Below are 21,170 nucleotides of genomic sequence, written 5' to 3'. Positions count from 1 at the left end.
CTATGTCAGGTTTAAAACAGTTAAGATCTCGTATTAAGAGCATTACAACAACGCAAAAAATCACTAAGGCTATGCAGATAGTTTCGGCTACTAAGTTTACAAAAGCCAAAAACCAAGTTAAGGACTCAGAGGATTATATTGGGATTCTACAGGGTATAATGTCTAGCGTGGCATCTAGCAATAATTTACAGTATCTGCCTATTGAACAGAAAAAATTTTTTTCGGAAGGATTATTAGAGCAAGGTGACTTGAATAGACCTCTTGCAGAATTCGCTTCTGCTAGGGAATTTGCAGAAGCCACGGAACGCAGAACCGCAGCGTACTTAAGTGTACGTGAGGATTCGAGTACCGGAGCGACGCACAAATTACCAGCAGAAGTAGAATTATGCAAGAGGTCTAATATAAATAAGTCACATTTACTAATAGTAGTCACCTCCGAACGAGGTTTATGCGGAGCTTTTAATTTTTTACTGTCCAAGCAGGTAAAATCTGATATTGCAAATTTGGAAAATGCTGGTAAACAAGTAAGGCTTATTATTATTGGCAAAAAGGGTTATGATGCATTTAAGGGACAATATTCCCATTATATTGATGATTATTATGAGTTTCCAAAAGCTCATAATAATAATTTGTCATTTCAAATCAAAAAAAAACTGATGGAGATGGTAGAGGATTCTAGAATTAGCAATTGTCAAATATATTTTAACAATTGTAAAAATGCTATGATACAGATTCCAACTAAAAAGCAAATATTGCCAATTGAAAAACAGCTATGTTCAAATGAGAAATATTTGAGCTATGAATATGAAGGTGAAGGGCTTATTTTGCATATGATTAATCTTTATGTATCGGCTCAAATTAATTATGCTCTACTACAAAATAGAGCTAGCGAAGAAGGAGCTAGAATGACAGCAATGGATAATGCAACCAAAAATGCTAAGGAGCTTATTAATAAGTTAACACTAAAACTTAATAGATCTAGACAAGATATGATTACTAAGGACTTGATAGAGATTATTGCAGGGGCAGAAGCCGTATAAAAAATAAATTAAGGTAAAATATGACAAAAACTATTGGCAAGATTGTGCAGATTATTTCAGCTGTAGTCGATGTGCAGTTTAGTAGTGATGGTAAATTGCCAAAAATTCTCAATGCACTTGAGTGCGATAATAATGGAGAGAAAGTGATACTAGAAGTATCACAGCATATAGGAGACGATATTGCTAGATGTATATCTATGGGTCCAACAGAAGGGTTAGTAAGAGGGCAAGAAGTAATAGATACAGGTGAGACTATTAAGATACCTGTCGGTATTGGCACACTCGGACGCATAATAAATGTGGTTGGTGTACCAATTGATGAAAGAGGTAAGATTGATTCAACTGACTTTGCTTCAATTTACAAACCAGCTCCAAATTTTGTTGATCAATCAACTGAAAAAAACATTTTGGTTACAGGGATTAAAGTCATTGATCTTTTAGCCCCTTATTCAAAAGGAGGAAAAATTGGGTTATTTGGTGGTGCTGGGGTAGGAAAGACAGTGTTAATTATGGAACTTATTAATAATATAGCAAAAGCACATGGAGGATATACGGTTTTTGCAGGAGTTGGGGAAAGGACTAGAGAAGGTAACGACCTTTATCACGAAATGATTGACTCTGGGGTAATTGATTTAAAAAATCCCAAAAAATCTAAAGTAGCTCTTGTTTATGGACAAATGAACGAACCACCCGGTGCAAGAGCTAGAGTTGCTTTAACTGGTCTTACTATAGCCGAAAGTTTCAGGGATTTAGATGGAGGACAGGATGTCTTGTTTTTTGTCGATAACATTTTTCGCTTTACTCAAGCTGGTTCTGAGGTATCAGCCCTATTAGGTAGAATACCTTCAGCAGTTGGTTATCAACCAACATTGGCAACAGATATGGGAGAGCTGCAAGAGCGTATTACTTCAACAAAGCTTGGATCAATTACCTCTGTGCAGGCTATTTATGTGCCAGCAGATGACCTAACTGATCCTGCTCCTGCTGCTTCTTTTACTCATTTGGATGCGACTACCGTACTTAGTCGACAAATTGCTGAGCTTGGTATTTACCCGGCAGTAGATCCACTTGATAGTAGTTCACAATTACTAAATCCGGCAATTGTTGGAGAGAAACATTACTTGGTTGCTCGTGAGGTACAAAAAGTTTTACAGACATATAAGTCTCTGCAAGATATAATTGCCATTCTAGGAATGGATGAGTTGTCGGAATCAGATAAATTAACCGTTACTAGGGCAAGGAAAATTCAACGCTTTTTATCTCAACCTTTCCATGTTGCCGAAGTATTTACAGGTATAGCTGGAAAATTTGTCAGTTTAGCTGATACTATTGAAGGGTTTCATGGGTTGGTTTCCGGCAAATATGACTATTTACCAGAGGCTGCTTTTTATATGGTTGGTAGCATTGATGAAGCAGTAGAGAAAGGCGAAACACTTAAAGAAAAAGTGGCATAATGAATAAAATAATTAGGGTTAAAATTGTAACGCCAGCGAATGTTGTGTTTGACATGGAAGCTCAGATGGTAACAATGCCGGGAGAATTAGGAGAATTTGAGGTTTTACCAGGTCATGAGTTATTAATTGCAAATTTAAAAGATGGATTGACAAAAATTACAGTAGATAATTCTGTATTTAAGTATTTTATCTACTCAGGGTTAGCTGAGGTCACGTGGACAAATGTAAATATAGTAACAGAATTTGCTGTTGATACTAGTAGTTTGCAACTACATGAGATAATTAGGAAAATAGACTCTTTAACAAAAGAAATAGACGAAGAAATTGATGATACAAAAATTGATATTATTAAATTGGATATTGCTAGATATGAATCTTTGCTAGCTCATATTTAAAGAATTAAACAATTCTTCAAAGCAGAAGAGTATATAACATCATAGTACACATTTTTCTATAATCGTCATAGCAAGGCTCTTTAGATGCCGTGGCGATCTAGGTAAACAGCGAAGCTGTTTTTTTTTCTAGTACGCTTCGCGTATCCTAGGTTGCCGCGTCGCCGCTTTTTCGCGACTCCTCGCTAATAGACGATCAGCAGCCATTTTAATAGTGGTTATATAAAAAATGTAGATACTATAGATATAACATCCTTCTAGGCTATTTTCTTAGATACCAGCCGCCTACGCCTGAGATGACATCAAAAGTGCATGGATGATATCCTAGGCTATTAAAACGATGTCTTACATCGATACTTGAGGTTAATTATGATAAAGTGTACTCGTAGAATTGAATTTGATGCAGGTCATAGAATTGTTGGACATGAGAATAAGTGTCAATTTCTACATGGTCATCGTTATGTCCTTGAAGTTACAGCGGGATCAAGTGTTACCGATAATCTTGGTATGATTGTAGATTTTGGTCACATGAAGTCAATAATACAAAAGTGGATAAATGATAATTTTGATCATAATCTTATATTACACCAAAATGATAGAGAAATGGGAGATAGAATATGTGACTGGACTGGTCAAAAAATATATTATATGCAACAAAATCCAACTGCAGAAAATATAGCATTATACCTAAAATTGAATATTTTACCAAAATTGTTTGCTAATAGTTCTTTTATTATTACAAAAGTCAAATTATTTGAAACACCTAATTGCTTTGTGGAGGTATAAGTGGTACAAAGATGTTGTATGATTTTAACTACAACCAATGACCAGCAGGTGGTAGACAAAATAACAACTAGCTTATTGGAAGAAAATCTAGCTGCTTGCATACAAGTAGATAATATAGTCAGCTATTTTAAATGGGAAGGCAAGATATCTTCTGTGCTAGAATATCGTATTGTGATAAAGGCTAAATCTGATAACTACAATACAATAGAAAAGGTGATTACTGATATACATAATTATGATCTTCCGCAAATAATAAAGCTCGACATTCAAGATGGGCTGTCTAGCTATTTAAATTGGGTAACTCAAAGTATCTAATTTAAGAGAGTGTTTATTAGAACTAAGATTTACCCAAACTATATAATCCACTGCTTCCTGAGTTTAAGTCAGCGATGTTATACTCTTCTGCTTTGAAGAATTGTTTTTTGAAAATATCATGGATTCGCATGCGTAACTATACTATATGTACGCTACGCCTTCTCACCATTCATTTTCAAATCCAATTCTTCAAATCATTTGAGTATATCTAGAATTCCAAAGTTGGTGTCATCCTGAACACAAGTGGACATTATCTTGAATTTATTTCAGGATGACGTCGGATCAAAACACTCTTTAAATTAATTAAGGAAAACAATGAAATTATGGAAAAAAGTTACCTTGGGATTAATCCTAGGTATAATGTTTGGTATATATTTTCCTGAATATGTATCTTATATAAAACCGGTAGGAGATATTTTTTTGCGTTTGATCAAAATGATTATTGCTCCTTTAATATTTTTTAGTTTAGTAGCAGGCATAACTAGTATGAGTGACCCTACTTCTCTTGGCAGAGTAGGAATAAAGGCTGTTGCTGCTTTTTTAGGAACTACTTTTTTTGCTGTAGTGTTTGGTCTTACCGTTGCTCTTGTATTAAAGCCAGGTCATGGTGTTCATATTAATTTTGATGTTGCCTCAAATACTTCACAAGAGAAATCCTTTAATATGATTGATTTTTTTGTGAATATTGTGCCTGATAATGTCATAGGGGCTTTTGCCAATTCTAATGTTTTACAAATTGTATTCTTTGCAATATTTTCTGGACTTATACTAAATAAAATGGGAACTAGTGCTGCACCTGTTAAAGATTTATTTCATAGATTATCAAAAATGGTGTTAAAAATGATCTCAATGATCATTCAACTTTCTCCATATGGTGCATTTGCTTTAACGGCTTGGGTAGTCGGTACGCAAGGCTTTGATGTAATGATTAGTTTATCAAAATTAGTTGCTGCCGTAGTGATTGCCATGATATGTCAATATGGTATTTTTGGCATGCTAATTTATGTATTTTGTCGAATGTCACCATTACCTTTTTATAAAAAGAGTTTGGAATACCAAATACTTGCCTTTTCTACTTCTAGTAGTAAAGCAACGCTTGCTACAACTATGCAAGTTTGTCGTGAACGGCTAGGCATCTCTGAATCTAGTACTTCTTTCATATTGCCACTTGGGGCATCGATAAACATGGATGGGTTTGCTATAAATTTGGCTCTTACCACCATATTCTTTGCTCAAATGATGGGTATAGATTTAGCGGTGCATGATTATTTAGTCATTATTATTACCTCAACTCTTGGATCTATAGGTGGTGCTGGTATTCCAGGAGCCTCTTTAATAATGCTACCTATGGTTCTATCTTCAATCCATTTACCGATTGAAGGTGTTGCTATAATTGCTGGAATTGATAGGATATTAGATATGTTACGTACCACCATTAATATTACAGGTGATGCAACAATTACCTTGATTATTGATAACAGTGAAGGTACTTTGGATAGAGATACATATAACTCGGTTTAACAAATATACCAACTGTACAAGTTTAAGTAGATATAACAGCCATAAGATGTCATTCTGCTTCAGTGCGGAATCTAAAAAAATAGCCTAGAAGACTATTTAGACTTTTCTAGCCCCCTGCCTACGCAGGGGTGACATTGTGGTGGTAGGGGTGACAATTTGGTAAAATATATAAAAAAATACATTTTTTGTATTAGTGGGCAACATAAAATATGATAAAAGAGAACATATGACAAATAATGGAATTAAAACTTTGGAAAATGTTGAATTAAAAATAGGTGATAAGTCTTTTAATTTACCAATAAAAAAAGCATCGATTGGTCAAGATGTTATTGATGTTAGCGGTATATATTCATTAACAGGCTATTTCACTTATGACCCTGGCTTTATGTCTACAGCAGCTTGTAAATCTGCAATGACGTACATAGATGGGGATCAAGGGATATTAAGACATCGGGGATATGATATTAAAACGTTAGCAGAAAAAAGTAATTTCTTAGAAGTCGCCTATTTACTGTTAAATGGTGAATTACCAACCACTAATCAGTATAAATCTTTTTCTCAGAAAATTACTAATCACTCTTTGGTTAATGAGCAGCTTAGAAGTTTATTTATGGCTTTCCGTCACTCAGCTCATCCTATGGCAATTATGTTGGCTGTGGTAGGATCTTTATCTGCATTTTATCCAAATTTTTTAAATGTAGAAGAAAATGAACGCGAGTTAGCTGCTATTAGAATGATTGCAAAAATGCCAACTATTGCAGCAATGGCATATAAATATTCAATAGGTCAGCCTTTTATATATCCTGATAATAGTTTAGATTTTACTGAAAATTTTCTCCATATGATGTTTGCGACGCCTTGTGAAAAATATAAGGTAAACCAAGTAGTAAAGAATGCCTTAGATAAAATATTTATTCTCCATGCTGACCATGAGCAAAATGCCTCCACTTCAACAGTACGTTTGGCCGGATCATCCGGTGCTAACCCGTTTGCCTGTATCAGTACTGGCATAGCGTCTTTATGGGGACCAGCACATGGCGGAGCAAATGAGGCAGTAATTAATATGCTGAAAGAGATTGGGACAATAGACCGTATTCCACAATATATTGCAAGAGCAAAAGATAAAAATGATTCTTTCCGCTTAATGGGTTTTGGTCACCGAATCTATAAAAGTTATGATCCAAGAGCAGTTGTACTTAGAGAGACCTGCAAAGAAGTATTAGATGAATTAGGAGAAAATAATAACCCATTACTACAAATTGCTACTGAGCTTGAAAAAATTGCTCTCAATGATCAATATTTTATAGATCGTAAGCTTTATCCAAACGTTGATTTTTATTCTGGTATTATTTATCAAGCTATGGGGATACCATCACAGATGTTTACAGTGCTTTTTGCTATAGCAAGAACTGTTGGTTGGATGGGACAATGGAAAGAGATGCATGAAGATCCCGAACAAAAAATTAGCAGACCTCGGCAATTATATACTGGGTATGTACAAAGAGAATTTATTCCTTTTAATAAAAGATAATTATAGTAAAATCCTATATAGATAAAGCTAATCCGAGAAGGTTTAAGCATAGTACCCTTGTATCTTAAATATTGTCTTTAGTGAATAACTATAAGATACTTAAGAAAACTTAAGTAAGAAAGCTAGTATACAGATAGTACATTTCTTTATAATCGTCATCGCGAGGCATCTTTAGATGCCGTGGCGATCTAGGTAAACAGCGAAGCTGTTTTTTTAGAGTAACGCTTCGCGTATCCTAGATTGCTGAGTTGCCGCTTTTTCGCGACTCCTCGCAATGACGTATTTTTTATGTTAAATTAATATTTTGCTAAAAACATGATTTTAATCCTTTAAAATCATGTTTTTAGCTTTAGAAAGGTTTAAAATGCATTCGCGTTAGCCGCTTTAAGAATGCATTTTTCCTTATAAGCAAAATTAGGGTAATACTTCACTGTTAATTGTTGAATTGCTGAAGCTACCCTTGATTTTTTGTTACTTTTCCAGTAGTCTATTATATTAAATATAATAATAAATATCAAGTTTGTGCAAAAAGTGAAAGCCACTACTATAGAACCTAGGCTCTATAGTTGCACTCATTGTAAAATAATTCCCTACTTCAAGAGTTGTGAAAACAACTATTGAAGTAGGAGAGGTATACTAGTCAGTTTATGTCAAATACTAATGATTATGATAAGGCAACTCGTAGGGATTTTATAACCTTAACTGCCAGCAGTATGGTTGTGGTTGGAGCTGCATGTGCTACCTACCCTCTTGTTGATTCATTCAACCCTTCAGCGGATGTTCTTGCCCTATCTTCAATAGAAGTGGATTTATCTCACATACAACCAGGTCAAACTCTTACTGTTAAATGGCAAGGTAAACCGGTTTTTATTACTAACAGGACTCCAGAAAAAATTGCTGAAGCAAGAAGTGTAAACCTTTCCGAGTTAATAGATCCTGAACTTGATCAAGTACGAGTTAAAGCTGGACATGATAAATGGTTAGTAACTATCGGCATTTGTACACATTTAGGTTGTGTACCACTTGCAAACCAAGGAGATTATGATGGTTGGTTTTGTCCATGCCACGGCTCTCAATACGACTCATCTGGTCGCGTTCGTAAAGGACCAGCTCCTTTAAATTTGGCTGTCCCACCATATGAGTTTATTTCCGATACAAAAATTAAAATCGGATAGTTATTTATGAATGAAACTAATGATCCTAAAAAATCAAACCCCGTTATAGAATGGATAGACTATAGACTACCTGTTTTCTCGTTCCTTAAACATTTAGGCGAATACCAAACACCCAAAAATTTAAGTTACCTATGGAACTTAGGGTCAATAGCTGGTATCGCTTTAGTAATTCAGATAATCACTGGCATTATTTTAGCTATGCATTACACTCCTCATGTCGATTACGCCTTTGAGAGTGTTGAAAAAATTATGCGTAATGTCAATTACGGCTGGTTAATACGTTATATACACTCAGTTGGAGCATCAATGTTTTTTGCTGCAGTTTATCTACACATCTGTAGAGGATTATATTATGGCTCATACAAAAAACCTAGAGAGTTGTTGTGGCATATAGGCATAATAATTTTTCTTACTATGATGGCTACTGCTTTCATGGGATATGTATTACCTTGGGGACAAATGAGTTACTGGGGAGCAACTGTAATCACCAATTTATTTTCAGCTATACCTATTATTGGCAAATCGATAGTTACTTGGCTTTGGGGAGGATTTTCAGTTGATAACCCTACACTTAACAGATTTTTTGCTTTACATTATTTATTGCCGTTTATTATAGTAGCTTTAGTACTACTCCATTTAGTAGCACTACATATTCATGGATCAAATAACCCTAAAGGGATCGATGTTAAGTCATCTAAAGATACCATCCCTTTTCACCCGTATTATACGGTAAAAGACTTTGTTGGATTCGGTGTTTACTTTTTAATATTTGCCTTTTTTGTCTTTTACCAACCAAATTATCTAGGGCATCCTGACAATTACATACCAGCTAATCCTTTGGTTACTCCAGCTCATATAGTTCCCGAATGGTATTTTCTGCCATTTTCTGCCATTTTACGTGCAGTACCGTCAAAGCTAGGTGGCGTAATATTAATGTTCTCTAGTATTTTGTTATTATTTGTTTTACCTTGGCTTGACAGTTCAAAAGTTAGGAGTAGCAATTATAGACCAATGTTCCGCATAGCTTTTTGGCTGTTCATATTTGACTGCTTGACACTTGGGTATCTTGGAGGACAACCAGCAGAAGAACCTTACATTACCTTAAGCCGGTTTGCTGCTACTTATTATTTCTTTCATTTTTTAATTGCAGTACCCCTAATTAGCAAATATGAAAAAACTCTGCCATTACCGGATTCTATATGAAAGACAACAAAGTTATACAAAGGTATTTTATACAGGGGCATATGATATTTAAACCAATATTTAATGGTCTTTCAGGATATCTTTCTTGGATTCCCGCTGTAGCTCGGATGACGTTTTTTCTGTCATGGAGAAACTCTATTATTTGTCTATTCATATTATTACTATCAAACATCTCTATCGCAAACGAAGCACTACCTACAAAAAAGATTGCTTGGTCATTTGATGGAGTTTTTGCAACTGTTGATAGGAAAGCTGCACAACGTGGCTTCCAAGTATATAAAGAAGTATGCAGTAGCTGTCATGGTCTTTATAATTTATATTATCGTAATCTTAAAGATATAGGATTTTCAGATGAAGAAATTAAAGAAATAGCCAAAAATTATACTGTACAAGATGGTCCAAATGATGCAGGAGAAATGTTTGAAAGACCGGCTCTAACCTCTGATCCATTTGTTCGTCCCTATCCTAATGAACAAGCAGCAAGAGCTGCCAATAATGGAGCAGACCCGCCTGATTTATCGTTGATTATCAAAGCAAGACCTGATGGAGCAAATTATTTATATTCTATACTTACTGGTTATAGTGATCCTCCTGAGAATTTTAAACTAATGCTAGGATTAAATTACAACCCATATTTTCCACATAGTCAGATTGCCATGCCAGCTCCCTTGTCAGATGGACAAGTAAAGTATATAGACGGAACAAACTCATCAGTCGAACAAATGGCTATGGATGTTACGATATTTTTACAATGGGCTGCTGAACCTGAAATGGAAAACCGTAAATCCATGGGTTTAAAAGTGATGATGTTCTTAGTAATTTTTATAATTTTCTTCTATATCTCTAAAAATAGAATTTGGAAGAATCTAGAAACAGAAGAGCATAAATGAAGAGTTGATAGAATCAAAATTATGATAGTAGCAGGAGTCGAAGGGTCGAGGTACACAACTGTTGAAAGTTAAAACCGTCTATTAGCGAGGAGGCACAAAGTGCCGACGTGGCAATCTTGTGAAGAAGAGCTTAAATTATCTCGAAGCCGCCTAACAAAGGCAGATATTATTTCATGAGATTGCCACGTCGGCGATTTCATCGCCTCCTCGCAAGAGCAGAGAATGTGATTTAAAAATTTCCTTCCAATCAGCATATATATTACCGTCCCAACTATTTCATAATTTCATTAAAAAAATTCTATACTGTTTTTATAGTGTTTTTTTAGCAAAATTCCCCAAGTTTGACATACAAAATAGTCTATTTTTAACCGTTTTTCACGGGGAGGAAATATGACAGAATCGTTAATTTTTCCGACAACTTAATTGAAAATCCTAACACTATTTTCTATAATATAGTCGGTAATTTTGTCCCGCCTGAGTGGCGAAATCTTACCAATAATTGTGGCAAACAATTAAGTAAAACATCTCGTCAACTTTTATCGTTGATAGTTTCTTGCACGAAAACTGATAGCTACAACAATACACAAGAATTACAAGAAGGCTATCATTTTTTCGAGAAAGAGCTAGAAGTCATACTAATTATCTTTCAATAAAGAATTAATAGGATTAATAATCCAGTTCCAACTAGTGATAGACTTAATAATTTGAGGACTTGCTTCATATTTTAATATAGCATCTGACATTCTATTTAATACATCCTCCATTGAATGGAATAGTTTGTTGTAAAAGAACTTTTCTTTTATTTCTTTCCATTAAACCAGCAAAAGTTGCTCTTGTTGCTGTTATGCGTAAATTACTAGCTTTTATGCACTCTATTGTAAAAAATAATTCTTCTTGGAATGAAAATTTATGTTAAGTTACTATTTTTTTATTGACTTCCATTACGGATGCTCAGGTGTATAGGTAAAATTAGAAAATAAACTAAAAATACTCTGAAATAAATAATAAATATATAACAATTTACACCAAGGCAACCTCATTAAAATATTATTCTAGTTTTTTCTAGCAAGAGTTCTATAACAATATAAATTTTACTGGTATTTTTTTGTCTAGTCATTTACAGTTTACACAACGATTTATAGGATATGTGAATATAAAGGAAGTAGCTGTCTATTTATACAACAACAAAATGCATATTTCAACAAAATACAAAAATATTCATCTTTTGTAAAAATAGATAAAAAGTCCTTGGTAATAATTTATATTTTAGTTTAATCTATAAATTGAATATAAAAATATTTAGGGTTTTTTATGAAAGAAGAAGATATTAATTATCGGGACAATTCAAAGTATGCACCTTGTCAATATGCTACTAGGTTACTGGACAAACTCTGTAAGATGAATGAGGAAGTAAATAGACCAATAGATATTAACGAAGTCAAAAAAGCAATATATTACGCCAAGAAATATCATGGTAGCCAAATGCGGCAGTCAGGCGAGCCTTATTACTCCCATCCACTAGAGGTGGCGTATATGATTTCTGATTATCTTTTTCGCACTGATATTATTGTTACCAGCATACTGCATGATACCATTGAGGATACAAAACTTACTAAAAAGATGATTGCTTATATTTTTGGGGAGCAGGTTGCTAGTCAAGTAGAAGACTTAAACAGGAACAAGCCTCACGGAAAGATTAGCTCGGCGGAAACATTAGATATATTACTTCAACAAGAAAAATATGATGTGGCATTGATTAAATTATTTGATCGAACTCATAATATACAAACTCTAGAAACTAAATCACCGGAGAAAGCAAAAAAAATTATAATAGAAACCCTTAGTAGGTTTATGAGCCTTAGTATGTATTTTAATACACCAACAATTGAGCAAAATTTTGCAGAATTATGTTCTAAATTAATACATACTTATTATAAAACTAATAACTATTAGTTACAGTTATATTCTCCAACTTTGCAAAGTAAAATATCCCAAATCCATAACTTATTACTATAGGCAACATAATACATAGTATTCCTATTTGCCCCATATATTTTGTACAATATATAAAACCAAAAGATGTAACAACAGAAATTGTGGCATGTGCTAAGGCGTATACAATACTACTATAAGTAAAGCGTTTAAAAATAGGGAAATATTTATAAAAAATTGCACTAGCTGGAGCTGAATCAGGTGCAAATAACACGATCAATAGTTGTATTATAAATAAATGTATAGGAGTGCTGACCCTATAAAGAAAATAAGGGCAAAATATTATAAAAGTAGAGAAAATTACCCACCTGACTTTAATAATCTTTAAAGGGTATATTCTATAACTTAAATACGCTAATAATAGCGTAGTGAATAGCTGTATTATCGAAATAAGAAAGTTATGATAAATAATATCTCCAATGCCATAACCAAAAGAATTCCTGAGTATATTACCACAATAAAAATACACAAAATATGTTGGTACTGGACCAGCACATTGAATTAAAAAATAATAGAATACTGTTTTTTTCTGCACTTTTTCTTCTAAAATCGGATCACCTTTTAATATTTTTCTATCAATAAAGTGGTTATCAAAAAATGTTTTTAATCGCAATTTTGCATTAGCAAATTCTTGTGCTTCTCTTAAGTTAGTTCTAGCAACTGTACCTATAGTGGCAATTATCATTCCAAACCAAAAAAGATACCGCCAATTAAATCCATAGTTAGTAATCAAAAAACCAAAACCTAATGCAACCATTGACCCCAAGGAGGCACAAACCGTAATCAACGTTACAACTGGATATTGTATTGGTGGTTTTGTTATTTCCATTAAATATAACTCTGCTCCCACCCTCTCACCTAAGGAAGATATACCTTGTACTGCACGACATATACTAATAATCCATGAAGCCGTAATTCCAATTTGTTCATAAGTTGGTAAGGTAGCCATAACAAAACACGAGGCTGCCATCATAAAGGTTGTAACAATGATAGTTATTTTTCGACCAATAGTGTCTCCTATCCAACCAAACAGCAATGCTCCAAATGGTCTAAAAACAAAAGTGATACTATATGCAATTGCAGTAAAAAAAGCGGCAGAGTCTAGATCATTTTGGGGAAAAAACAGACTATTAAGTAAAACTGTCATATGAACATAAAGCATCAGATCAAAATACTCAAGGAATGTTCCTATTGACAGTAACCCGACGGCTTCTTTTTGTTCTCTCGTTAGATTGGTTTGGGGATAGATAACCCTACCATCGGCTTGTACAAATTTACTCATAGTTGTTTAAATCTTACTTATATATTATCTAGAATTATAATTATATATAACTGTTTTAAAAACCCCCCATGTCAATTTGACATATGGGACTATAATTTTAGGGTTTGATGCTACATAATTTCACAACACATATGGAGTTTCCAGCTAGTGCTATATCTTCTTCCGAGTCAGATGTATCAAGACAAGTGTCGTACGAAGCATTATGCTGGGAAGAAGATGCCCCCTGATATGAGAGGAATTGTTGACAACGCGATTCTAATTGTCTATCAGCTTATCCCTATCATCAAAATCATCAGCCATTTTATATTTTGCCATGCTATTTAGGTTGATTTATGTTGCCATATTTTAATTAGAATCAATTCTAAAATAATAGTCAACTTATTTTAATAAAAAAATTAATTATTTTTCATAATATAAACAATATCTAATATTCTACTCGTATGCGATACGATTTTGATAATCAACATCTCTTTGATCTCAGGCTATATTTTTACCAAATATCTCTTTTCCCCCTTCTAATTCTAATTTGTTTATAGAACCGTGATATTGTTACAACCAAGATTTATTATTTCAATTTTCGATATTATAATTTTCTTGCTATCGTTCAACCAAATCTTCAATATTTATAAATACTATAATAAATGATAGGATATCAGCAGGAACAAAGAAGCCTAAAGAATAAATCTCCTACATTAATTAAACCGAGCTAATGTAAAGTTGGAGTATTGAATGCAAAAATTAATCTCTTAAACAAGGTCTCTTATATATTATAAACACATAATGCCATCAATGATTTTACCAACAGCTGCCGAGTAGAAATCATAGAACCTTAATGTTTAATTGTTCTTGACCCACAAATCCATGTTATATTGTTTGCAATATTCAAACATATCAACTGTATTAGGGTGGTGTATGCCAAACTCCTTAATTTGTGGCTTGCCAAAGAATTTGTAATTATATAAATCTTTGCTTTTACAAGAGGCTCTTGCTCCATGATTATACAGATCACTTATTCGGGCAACATTTTTACTTCTATCTCCATATGAATAATGATATATAACAAACGCTTTTTTATAGGATTCTATAGCTTGCTTAAAGTTATCTTGAGCAAACAAAACATCACCTTGTACTCTATAACTATCTGCTAAATCAACATTTTTAGAATAATTTGCGCTTTCAAAATCGTTGTTTTCATCTGCTAAAAATATGGAAATAGTTTTATTAATGTATTCAGAAGCTTTATCTATTTTACCTAAACCTAATTCACTTCTTGCCATTTCTGTATAAATATCTGCAAATATTTTATTAGGCTTATGTTTAAGGGGTTTATATACGTCATATATCTGTTGAACTTGAGTATAAGCTTCTTGATATCTACCAAGAAAATTTAATATACTTGCTCTATATAATCGGTGTTCACTAAGGGCTAAGGCATTAATATCAAATCCATTTTTTATAAATATTTCAGTAGCTTTATCTACATACTCTAAACTTTCCTTATATTTGCCTTGCATCTCACATAATGCACTTTTTAATTGATACATTATAGATATATCAATTTCTTGTATTACTCCTTGTTTTGCTAGTTCTTCTATCTTTTTAAGCAATTCTTTAGCAAGTGTTATATTACCTAAAAATATCTGAGATTCAGATATATTTGACATAATACTAAATTTAAGAGAATAATTGGCTTCATCATCATCAAACTTATCTACAATATTTAATGATTTATTCAGATAAAAACTCGCTGTGTCAAAATTCCTTAATATCATTTCATGATACACTCCTATTGCTCCTAAGTACCTAGCATAATAAAATTTTTGAGATTCAGACATTTGCCACAATTTAAATTCCTTATTTTTATCTTTTTGATTAAACCAATCAAACATTTGTTTGGCTTTGTCGTTATAAATGTTTAGATATAGAGAGAATAACTCAGACCTTAAGGTAAGTATTGCGTATAAATTAATATTATATTTTTCAGAGTTTTTTAGAAGAATCTCTAAATTTTCTAGTATAGTTTTGGCACTTCTCCACAAATATGCTGAATAAATTCCTTTTGGTTTAGGTAATTTGCTAATCATATTTTCTAAATATATTTTATTATTATTGCCATTTAGTTCTATTATTTTATTGCTGATTATATCATGCATTTCAAAAATAGGGTTATCCTCGCTAGCATTAATATTACTGATTAGCACAAATTTAGATAATTGATATATATCATCCTCTAAAGTATCTTTATTATCAGTAATGATGGTAAGAAGCTGTTTTGAAAAGCTTTGGTTATTTAATAAAGCTATTTTATTAAGTAACTTTACTGCATTAGGGTTTAGCTGTTGAATAGCCATACTAATATTTGTTGCTATTTTATTAGTCGATTGATAGATTTTCTTTTTATATTCCTCTTTATCTAAACCTTTAATTTTGTTAAGTAATTGCGCCCCTTGCACGATAAGTATTGGATAACCACTAAAAGATTGCACTAAAAATTCGATACTATTATTATCCTTATTGTTCAATAAGTTATTAGCTAAAGCTACAATAGTAGGGTGATCGAGTAGCGGCATGGCTATAATGTTATGTAACTTTTCATTATCTTGCGAGCAAAACACTACATGACCATTATGTTCCCAATCAATTAAATCTTGTACTTTTTTATTTTCATTAACTTTTAAATTATCAAACACCAATAACCATTTAGTAGTAGTAGTTAAATATGATATTACTTCTTTTTTGGATAGAGTTATTGCTTCAGATATATTAGCTTGTTTAACCATATTGAGTTGTTGGGCTAATTTAACAAATTGTTCATTAAGGTCTAGGTTACAATCAAAAAACCAAATTAGATCATAATTATTTTTATTCTCATAACTATACATCCTAATCAGTTGAGTTTTACCTATACCACTAGTACCAACTATACTTGCTTGTCTATATTTATTTAAATGCTCATCAAGGATTTTAAGTTGTTGCTCATGATTGACAAAATAACTAACTGGAGTGATTAAATTAGATACTTGTTCTTGAGCAAAAGTATTACTATAAATAATTAGTAATATGAATAATGTTAGAAATTTTTTCATATAATGAAACTGTTGAAAAATAAATTATGCCTTAACGGTACGTATAAAACATATTATTACAAACAATTATAAAGAATAAGCAAAAATAACTCAACTTAAGTTTGAATATTAATAATAAAAATCATTAAAAAAAATAGGAAAGTTTGTTTGCTAATTCTGAACCTAAATTTCACTAACCTAGTATCAGTAGGGCATCTTTACAATCTCAAAGTTCGTATAATCCCTTATGGTGATTTTTGACATGTATAACGCCGATAGACCTCTAAATTATAACCTTATCCCAACGTAACTAGTGATTTGAGCAGTATTATTTATCAGGAGTGTAAATGACATCGTCAAACTCCTCACTTAACGAAGGCATTCTGATTTGCAAACTTGCTGTACAATTTATCACATTAAAATTGATGGAATATATTTACAACATATATGATACAATTAATAGCTCTTTAACCAACTCGGCTAACTGCAACTTTAACACAGTATAGTCGTAAATACTATACAATGAGGTTGATAGCTCACCAACAACAGTTTGTTTATGTTATTACATAATGCACTGCATTTTGTTTGGTGCTTACATCGAACTTAGGTTAATTATAGGTCTAGTTAATTTATAATATCTCCAAATCAATAATCAACTCTTCAAATTGCTGATTATTAGAATATTCTAGAGTTACCTTGTCCTTTATTTGGTTTTTGAACCAAGTAATTTGCCTTTTTGCATATTGCCTAGTCTTAATTTGTGCTAGATTTATGGCATTTTGCAAAGTAATTTCATTATTTAAATAGCATAATATTTCCCGTAGACCAATGGTTTTTATTGCAGAAGAATATATATCAGGAAAATCTTTTTTAATTTGAGCTACTTCTTCAATTGCTCCTTCATTAAATAATTTTTCTAACCTAGTATTACATGTTTGATAAAGAAATTCCCTCTTTGGATGTAGAAAAATTACCTTAAAATCAAATGCTGGAAGAATAGATTTATTTTGTAAGCTTTGGAAAGCAAATATAGATTGCCCGGTTTCCATAAATACTTCATAGGCTCTTATAACCCTTTGAGTGTCGTGTTCATTTAACTTCTGAACAGCTAGGTTATCTAGCTCTTTTAGTTTATAAAAAAACTGGGTTGAACCAATCTTAGAGTGTAGCTCTCTAACATATTGCCTAATTTTAGGAGATATTGATGGTATTTCATTATAACCAAAAAGTAATGAATTAATATATAACCCCGTACCGCCAACAATTATTGGTAACTTGCCTCTACTACGAATGTTTGTAATTTTTTCAAGAGCATAATTTATATATTGTATTACCGAAAATTCTTGTTCTATAGATAAAAAATTATAAAGATGATAAGGAATCTCATTACGGTATATTTGTGATGGCGAGGCAGTAATAATGGGAATCTGCCTATATATCTGCATAGAATCACAGTTAACTATCTCAGCATTATATATTTTAGCTAAATAATGTGCCAAATAAGACTTGCCACTAGCGGTAGGTCCACATATAACTAACATCGAGTCAATAATTTTTTTTGTGTAAGTTAGCTTGATCTTTATATATATTACATTGATCAACTCAAGCTTTTATCAAAGCATTATATTGCAAATCTGTATTCTATATTTCATTTTCAGACGAAACTCTCATATATCCAACCAACATTCGTAAAACCAATGACAAAAGTTGACGAGAGGTTTTACTTAATTGCTTACCACAATTATTGGTAAGATTCCGCCACTCAGGTGGGACAAAATTACCGACTATATTATAGAAAATAGTATCAGGATTTTCAATTAAGTTGTCGGAAAAATTAACGATTCTGTCATATTTCCTCCCCGTGAAAAACGGTTAAAAATAGACTATTTTGTATGTCAAATTTGGAGACTTTTGGTGGGAAACCAAAATAAAAATACTTTTAAGAAATTATAAAAACCTTGGAAAGGTTGGAGGTATCTGGTGGAGACAGGGGGAATCGAACCCCCGACCTTTTGAATGCCATTCAAACGCTCTACCAACTGAGCTATGACCCCTAGAAATACTTTATATCATTAGTTCAGCTTTATACTATAGTTACAGAGCTGAATCTATAAATTTTTTGAATATTTCATTATTTTCTAATATCTCGAACTCTTCGATGCACCAAGGGGAAAATTTTGTTGGGTATTTTTCCATATATAACTTAAAGTCTACCCATTTAAGTAATTTTACTTCTGCTATTTCTTGTTCATTTATTTTTATGATATCATCTGATAAAGCCAAATATATCGGGCATATTTCATTTTCTACAATATTATTTATAGCAAATTTATATCGATAATTAGCAATAATATCTACTTTCTGTAGGTTTACTAAACCTAATTCAAACTTTGCATGCCTATAAATTGCTTGTTCATAAGTTTCGTTAATTTGTGGATGTCCACAAAAACTATTTGACCAGAATCCACCCCAAGTTTTTTTGAGTAAACTTCTTTTTTGTATCAAAAATTCTTTTTTGCTATTGAAAAGAAATACAGAAAATCCCCTATGCAATGGAGTATTAGAATTATGAGCTTTTAACTTATCCTCTATTCCAAGGATATTATCTTGTTCATCAACTAATACCACATGTTCTGAGTATAACATAACATTAATTTCCCACTAAGTGTTTTTCTATAATATTTAAATAATTACCTAAAATTTGTTGGTTTTTATTGACAAATTCCAAAGCATTAGCCTGATAAACTTTAGCTTCCTGAGTACCAGTCTCAGATAGAAGATACTCAATTTTATTCAGTAAATCATTTCCATCTCGAATTTGAGTAGCAGCTTTATTAGTAAGCATTTCATTAGCAATATTAGTAGAATTACTCATATCTGGCCCAAATATAATATAATTAGCAAAATATGCTGGTTCAAGTACGTTATGTCCTCCTTGTTTAAATGAACCGCCAATGAATGAGATATAGGCTATGCTAAAAAACAATCCAAGTTCGCCAAATTTATCAACAATGTAAAGATCATCAGTTAGAATAGGTATATTTTGTTTGGACTTGATACTATAAGTTAAATTTAATTGAGTACACGCTTTTCCTATATCATTCTTACGTTCAGGATGACGTGGAATTAGAATAAAATAGCAATCTGGGTATCGTTGTTTTATTGGTTTTATAATGTTAAGTACTACTACCTCATCGTCTAAGTGGGTGCTAGCAAATACAATAATTCTTTTACCACTCATATGTTGTGTTAAAATTGTTAACTCTTGTTCATGTACAGGTAATTTTTTGTTGGCAAATTTAATGTTACCTAAATTAACTATATTTGTCACACCAAGTTGCGTAAATTTTTGGAAATCACGGTTACTTTGCACAATAATCTCACTAAAGTTAGCGGTAACTAATCTAAAAAATGAACTTATTTTTTTCCATGATTCAAATGATTTATCAGAAATACGTGCATTCAATAATAATAGTTCACAATGTTTTGCCCCTTCGCTAATGAGACATGGCCATAACTCTGATTCAACAAGAATTCCTAGGTTTGGTTGCCAATTTCTAAAAAACTTTTTAACAAAAATAATATTGTCTATAGGAATGAATTGATGAATGGCATTTTGCGGTAGTTTTTGTTGTAATATTTTTCCAGAAGATCTAGTTCCCGAAGTAACCAAAAACTTTAAGGAGGTTTTTGGCATAGTTCTTTTTAACCAAAGATTATTGATATTTTCAACTAAGGTAAAAGCTATAAGAGATTCCCCTACACTGGCTGCATGTATCCAAACTAAAGTTTCATTTCGTTTAGCATGTGCATGGGAAATAGCAAAACGTTCCTTAATACGTTTTACATCTTCTTTGCCAATAATAACTCTTAATACTAATAAAAAGAAATACACTGGAAGAAGTAGAAAACTTAAGACATAGTATAAATAGATCATAGATAGATTTACTTCAACCCCGTTAATGCTTGTGCTAAATTAATATTGTCTTGGTTTTCATTTCCTACAAAAGCTAGTGGTAAGCCTATAAAAGCTGTTATTTTACCAAAAGGTAGAGGCATAATCAGTTTATCCCAACTTTTGAGTAAAAAATATCTAGAAGCACTACAAGAAACTGGTATCAATTTTATATTATATTTTTGAGCAACTTTGTTAATATTACTATTTATTTTATAAATAGGCCCACGTGGGCCATCTGGTGTAATCACTATATTACTACCGTTATGTAACTTTTGGATAATTATTTTTAAAGCTGATACAGGATTCTTATTACTAGAACCATTTATTACCCCAAAGCCAAATTTACCTACTATATCACTAATTATTCTGCCGTCTCGATGAGGGGAAATAAGAGCATAAATATCTTTATGACCAGCAAATATTCCTGGACCTAAAGCCAATCTGTTATGCCAAAAAGCAAAAATTACCCCTTTTTGTGCCAAAAATTCTTGTTTATTGTGATTATCTGAAAAAACAAATTGCCAACGACAGGTAAAATAAACCACTCTCAAATAAGTATACAGCAT

17 protein-coding genes and 1 tRNA gene are annotated in these 21,170 nt (G+C 32.3%); 11 read left to right on the top strand and 7 right to left on the bottom strand.

Annotated features, from left to right (window positions below; genetic code table 11):
- Positions 1-2: 2 nt before the first annotated feature.
- The 11 genes from atpG (at position 3) to ACQH1W_RS03875 (ending at position 12,260) form a co-directional block, all read left to right on the top strand.
- On the top strand, positions 3-1,040 hold the full coding sequence (atpG, locus tag ACQH1W_RS03925) for an ATP synthase F1 subunit gamma (RefSeq protein ID WP_375333123.1): 1,038 nt from the start codon (positions 3-5) through the stop codon (positions 1,038-1,040).
- A 20-nt stretch (positions 1,041-1,060) separates the two neighbouring features.
- Complete coding sequence (atpD, locus tag ACQH1W_RS03920; RefSeq protein WP_375333122.1) at positions 1,061-2,494, top strand: F0F1 ATP synthase subunit beta; 1,434 nt, start codon at positions 1,061-1,063, stop codon at positions 2,492-2,494.
- A complete protein-coding gene (gene atpC / locus ACQH1W_RS03915) occupies positions 2,494-2,889 on the top strand; it encodes an ATP synthase F1 subunit epsilon (RefSeq protein WP_375333121.1) in 396 nt (131 codons plus the stop codon). Before atpD ends, atpC begins: the two co-directional genes overlap by 1 nt.
- A 366-nt stretch (positions 2,890-3,255) precedes the next feature.
- A complete protein-coding gene (locus ACQH1W_RS03910) occupies positions 3,256-3,672 on the top strand; it encodes a 6-pyruvoyl trahydropterin synthase family protein (protein ID WP_342278694.1) in 417 nt (138 codons plus the stop codon).
- Between the two features lie 18 nt (positions 3,673-3,690).
- Positions 3,691-3,987, top strand: a complete 297-nt coding sequence (gene cutA, locus ACQH1W_RS03905) for a divalent-cation tolerance protein CutA (RefSeq protein WP_341755864.1) — start codon at positions 3,691-3,693, stop codon at positions 3,985-3,987.
- Between the two features lie 315 nt (positions 3,988-4,302).
- Positions 4,303-5,508 carry a dicarboxylate/amino acid:cation symporter gene (locus tag ACQH1W_RS03900; RefSeq protein WP_341763250.1) on the top strand — a complete coding sequence of 402 codons (1,206 nt, stop codon included), beginning with the start codon at positions 4,303-4,305 and terminating at the stop codon, positions 5,506-5,508.
- Positions 5,509-5,734: 226 nt separating this feature from the next.
- Entirely contained in the window at positions 5,735-7,039 is a 1,305-nt protein-coding gene (locus ACQH1W_RS03895) for a citrate synthase (protein ID WP_375333120.1), read from the top strand.
- 647 nt (positions 7,040-7,686) lie between these two features.
- Positions 7,687-8,214 (top strand): ubiquinol-cytochrome c reductase iron-sulfur subunit, encoded by a 528-nt coding sequence (petA, locus tag ACQH1W_RS03890; protein WP_341763252.1) that lies wholly within the window; start codon positions 7,687-7,689, stop codon positions 8,212-8,214.
- Positions 8,215-8,220: 6 nt separating this feature from the next.
- Complete coding sequence (locus tag ACQH1W_RS03885; protein ID WP_341763253.1) at positions 8,221-9,417, top strand: cytochrome b; 1,197 nt, start codon at positions 8,221-8,223, stop codon at positions 9,415-9,417.
- 107 nt (positions 9,418-9,524) lie between these two features.
- Positions 9,525-10,307, top strand: a complete 783-nt coding sequence (locus ACQH1W_RS03880) for a cytochrome c1 (RefSeq protein ID WP_425361198.1) — start codon at positions 9,525-9,527, stop codon at positions 10,305-10,307.
- A 1,311-nt stretch (positions 10,308-11,618) separates the two neighbouring features.
- Complete coding sequence (locus ACQH1W_RS03875) at positions 11,619-12,260, top strand: HD domain-containing protein (RefSeq protein WP_425360936.1); 642 nt, start codon at positions 11,619-11,621, stop codon at positions 12,258-12,260.
- Here ACQH1W_RS03875 and ACQH1W_RS03870 read toward each other — a convergent pair.
- The 7 genes from ACQH1W_RS03870 to ACQH1W_RS03840 form a co-directional block, all read right to left on the bottom strand.
- A complete protein-coding gene (locus tag ACQH1W_RS03870; protein ID WP_425360935.1) occupies positions 12,247-13,581 on the bottom strand; it encodes an MFS transporter in 1,335 nt (444 codons plus the stop codon). The two genes, ACQH1W_RS03875 and ACQH1W_RS03870, sit on opposite strands and share 14 nt — an antisense overlap.
- Before the next feature lie 836 nt (positions 13,582-14,417).
- Positions 14,418-16,667 (bottom strand): tetratricopeptide repeat protein, encoded by a 2,250-nt coding sequence (locus ACQH1W_RS03865; RefSeq protein WP_375333116.1) that lies wholly within the window; start codon positions 16,665-16,667, stop codon positions 14,418-14,420.
- Positions 16,668-17,275: 608 nt separating this feature from the next.
- On the bottom strand, positions 17,276-18,187 hold the full coding sequence (gene miaA, locus ACQH1W_RS03860) for a tRNA (adenosine(37)-N6)-dimethylallyltransferase MiaA (RefSeq protein WP_341761218.1): 912 nt from the start codon (positions 18,185-18,187) through the stop codon (positions 17,276-17,278).
- A 437-nt stretch (positions 18,188-18,624) separates the two neighbouring features.
- Positions 18,625-18,700: transfer RNA gene (locus ACQH1W_RS03855), tRNA-Ala, on the bottom strand.
- A gap of 40 nt (positions 18,701-18,740) precedes the next feature.
- The gene (idi, locus tag ACQH1W_RS03850; RefSeq protein ID WP_341763256.1) at positions 18,741-19,292 is read right to left on the bottom strand and encodes an isopentenyl-diphosphate Delta-isomerase; all 552 of its coding nucleotides are present in this window, start codon (positions 19,290-19,292) and stop codon (positions 18,741-18,743) included.
- A 4-nt stretch (positions 19,293-19,296) separates the two neighbouring features.
- On the bottom strand, positions 19,297-20,583 hold the full coding sequence (waaA, locus tag ACQH1W_RS03845) for a lipid IV(A) 3-deoxy-D-manno-octulosonic acid transferase (RefSeq protein WP_375333115.1): 1,287 nt from the start codon (positions 20,581-20,583) through the stop codon (positions 19,297-19,299).
- Between the two features lie 8 nt (positions 20,584-20,591).
- The gene (locus ACQH1W_RS03840) at positions 20,592-21,170 is read right to left on the bottom strand and encodes a lysophospholipid acyltransferase family protein (RefSeq protein ID WP_341763401.1); all 579 of its coding nucleotides are present in this window, start codon (positions 21,168-21,170) and stop codon (positions 20,592-20,594) included.

The sequence above is a fragment of the Candidatus Tisiphia endosymbiont of Stenodema calcarata genome (assembly GCF_964030695.1).
Classification (GTDB): Bacteria; Pseudomonadota; Alphaproteobacteria; order Rickettsiales; family Rickettsiaceae; genus Tisiphia.
Note: the sequence above shows the minus strand (reverse complement) of the source record. Positions and strands in the feature narration are given on the sequence as shown.

Excerpts from the sequence above, each read along its gene's own strand:
- ACQH1W_RS03895 (WP_375333120.1), top strand. The coding sequence starts at position 5,735 with ATGACAAATAATGGAATTAAAACTTTGGAAAATGTTGAATTAAAAATA.
- ACQH1W_RS03885 (WP_341763253.1), top strand. The coding sequence starts at position 8,221 with ATGAATGAAACTAATGATCCTAAAAAATCAAACCCCGTTATAGAATGG.
- miaA (WP_341761218.1), bottom strand. The coding sequence starts at position 18,187 with ATGTTAGTTATATGTGGACCTACCGCTAGTGGCAAGTCTTATTTGGCA.
- waaA (WP_375333115.1), bottom strand. The coding sequence starts at position 20,583 with ATGATCTATTTATACTATGTCTTAAGTTTTCTACTTCTTCCAGTGTAT.
- petA (WP_341763252.1), top strand. The coding sequence starts at position 7,687 with ATGTCAAATACTAATGATTATGATAAGGCAACTCGTAGGGATTTTATA.
- atpD (WP_375333122.1), top strand. The coding sequence starts at position 1,061 with ATGACAAAAACTATTGGCAAGATTGTGCAGATTATTTCAGCTGTAGTC.
- atpG (WP_375333123.1), top strand. The coding sequence starts at position 3 with ATGTCAGGTTTAAAACAGTTAAGATCTCGTATTAAGAGCATTACAACA.
- ACQH1W_RS03840 (WP_341763401.1), bottom strand. The coding sequence starts at position 21,170 with ATGCTGTATACTTATTTGAGAGTGGTTTATTTTACCTGTCGTTGGCAA.
- ACQH1W_RS03880 (WP_425361198.1), top strand. The coding sequence starts at position 9,525 with ATGACGTTTTTTCTGTCATGGAGAAACTCTATTATTTGTCTATTCATA.
- ACQH1W_RS03870 (WP_425360935.1), bottom strand. The coding sequence starts at position 13,581 with ATGAGTAAATTTGTACAAGCCGATGGTAGGGTTATCTATCCCCAAACC.
- idi (WP_341763256.1), bottom strand. The coding sequence starts at position 19,292 with ATGTTATACTCAGAACATGTGGTATTAGTTGATGAACAAGATAATATC.
- atpC (WP_375333121.1), top strand. The coding sequence starts at position 2,494 with ATGAATAAAATAATTAGGGTTAAAATTGTAACGCCAGCGAATGTTGTG.
- cutA (WP_341755864.1), top strand. The coding sequence starts at position 3,691 with ATGATTTTAACTACAACCAATGACCAGCAGGTGGTAGACAAAATAACA.
- ACQH1W_RS03865 (WP_375333116.1), bottom strand. The coding sequence starts at position 16,667 with ATGAAAAAATTTCTAACATTATTCATATTACTAATTATTTATAGTAAT.
- ACQH1W_RS03875 (WP_425360936.1), top strand. The coding sequence starts at position 11,619 with ATGAAAGAAGAAGATATTAATTATCGGGACAATTCAAAGTATGCACCT.
- ACQH1W_RS03910 (WP_342278694.1), top strand. The coding sequence starts at position 3,256 with ATGATAAAGTGTACTCGTAGAATTGAATTTGATGCAGGTCATAGAATT.
- ACQH1W_RS03900 (WP_341763250.1), top strand. The coding sequence starts at position 4,303 with ATGAAATTATGGAAAAAAGTTACCTTGGGATTAATCCTAGGTATAATG.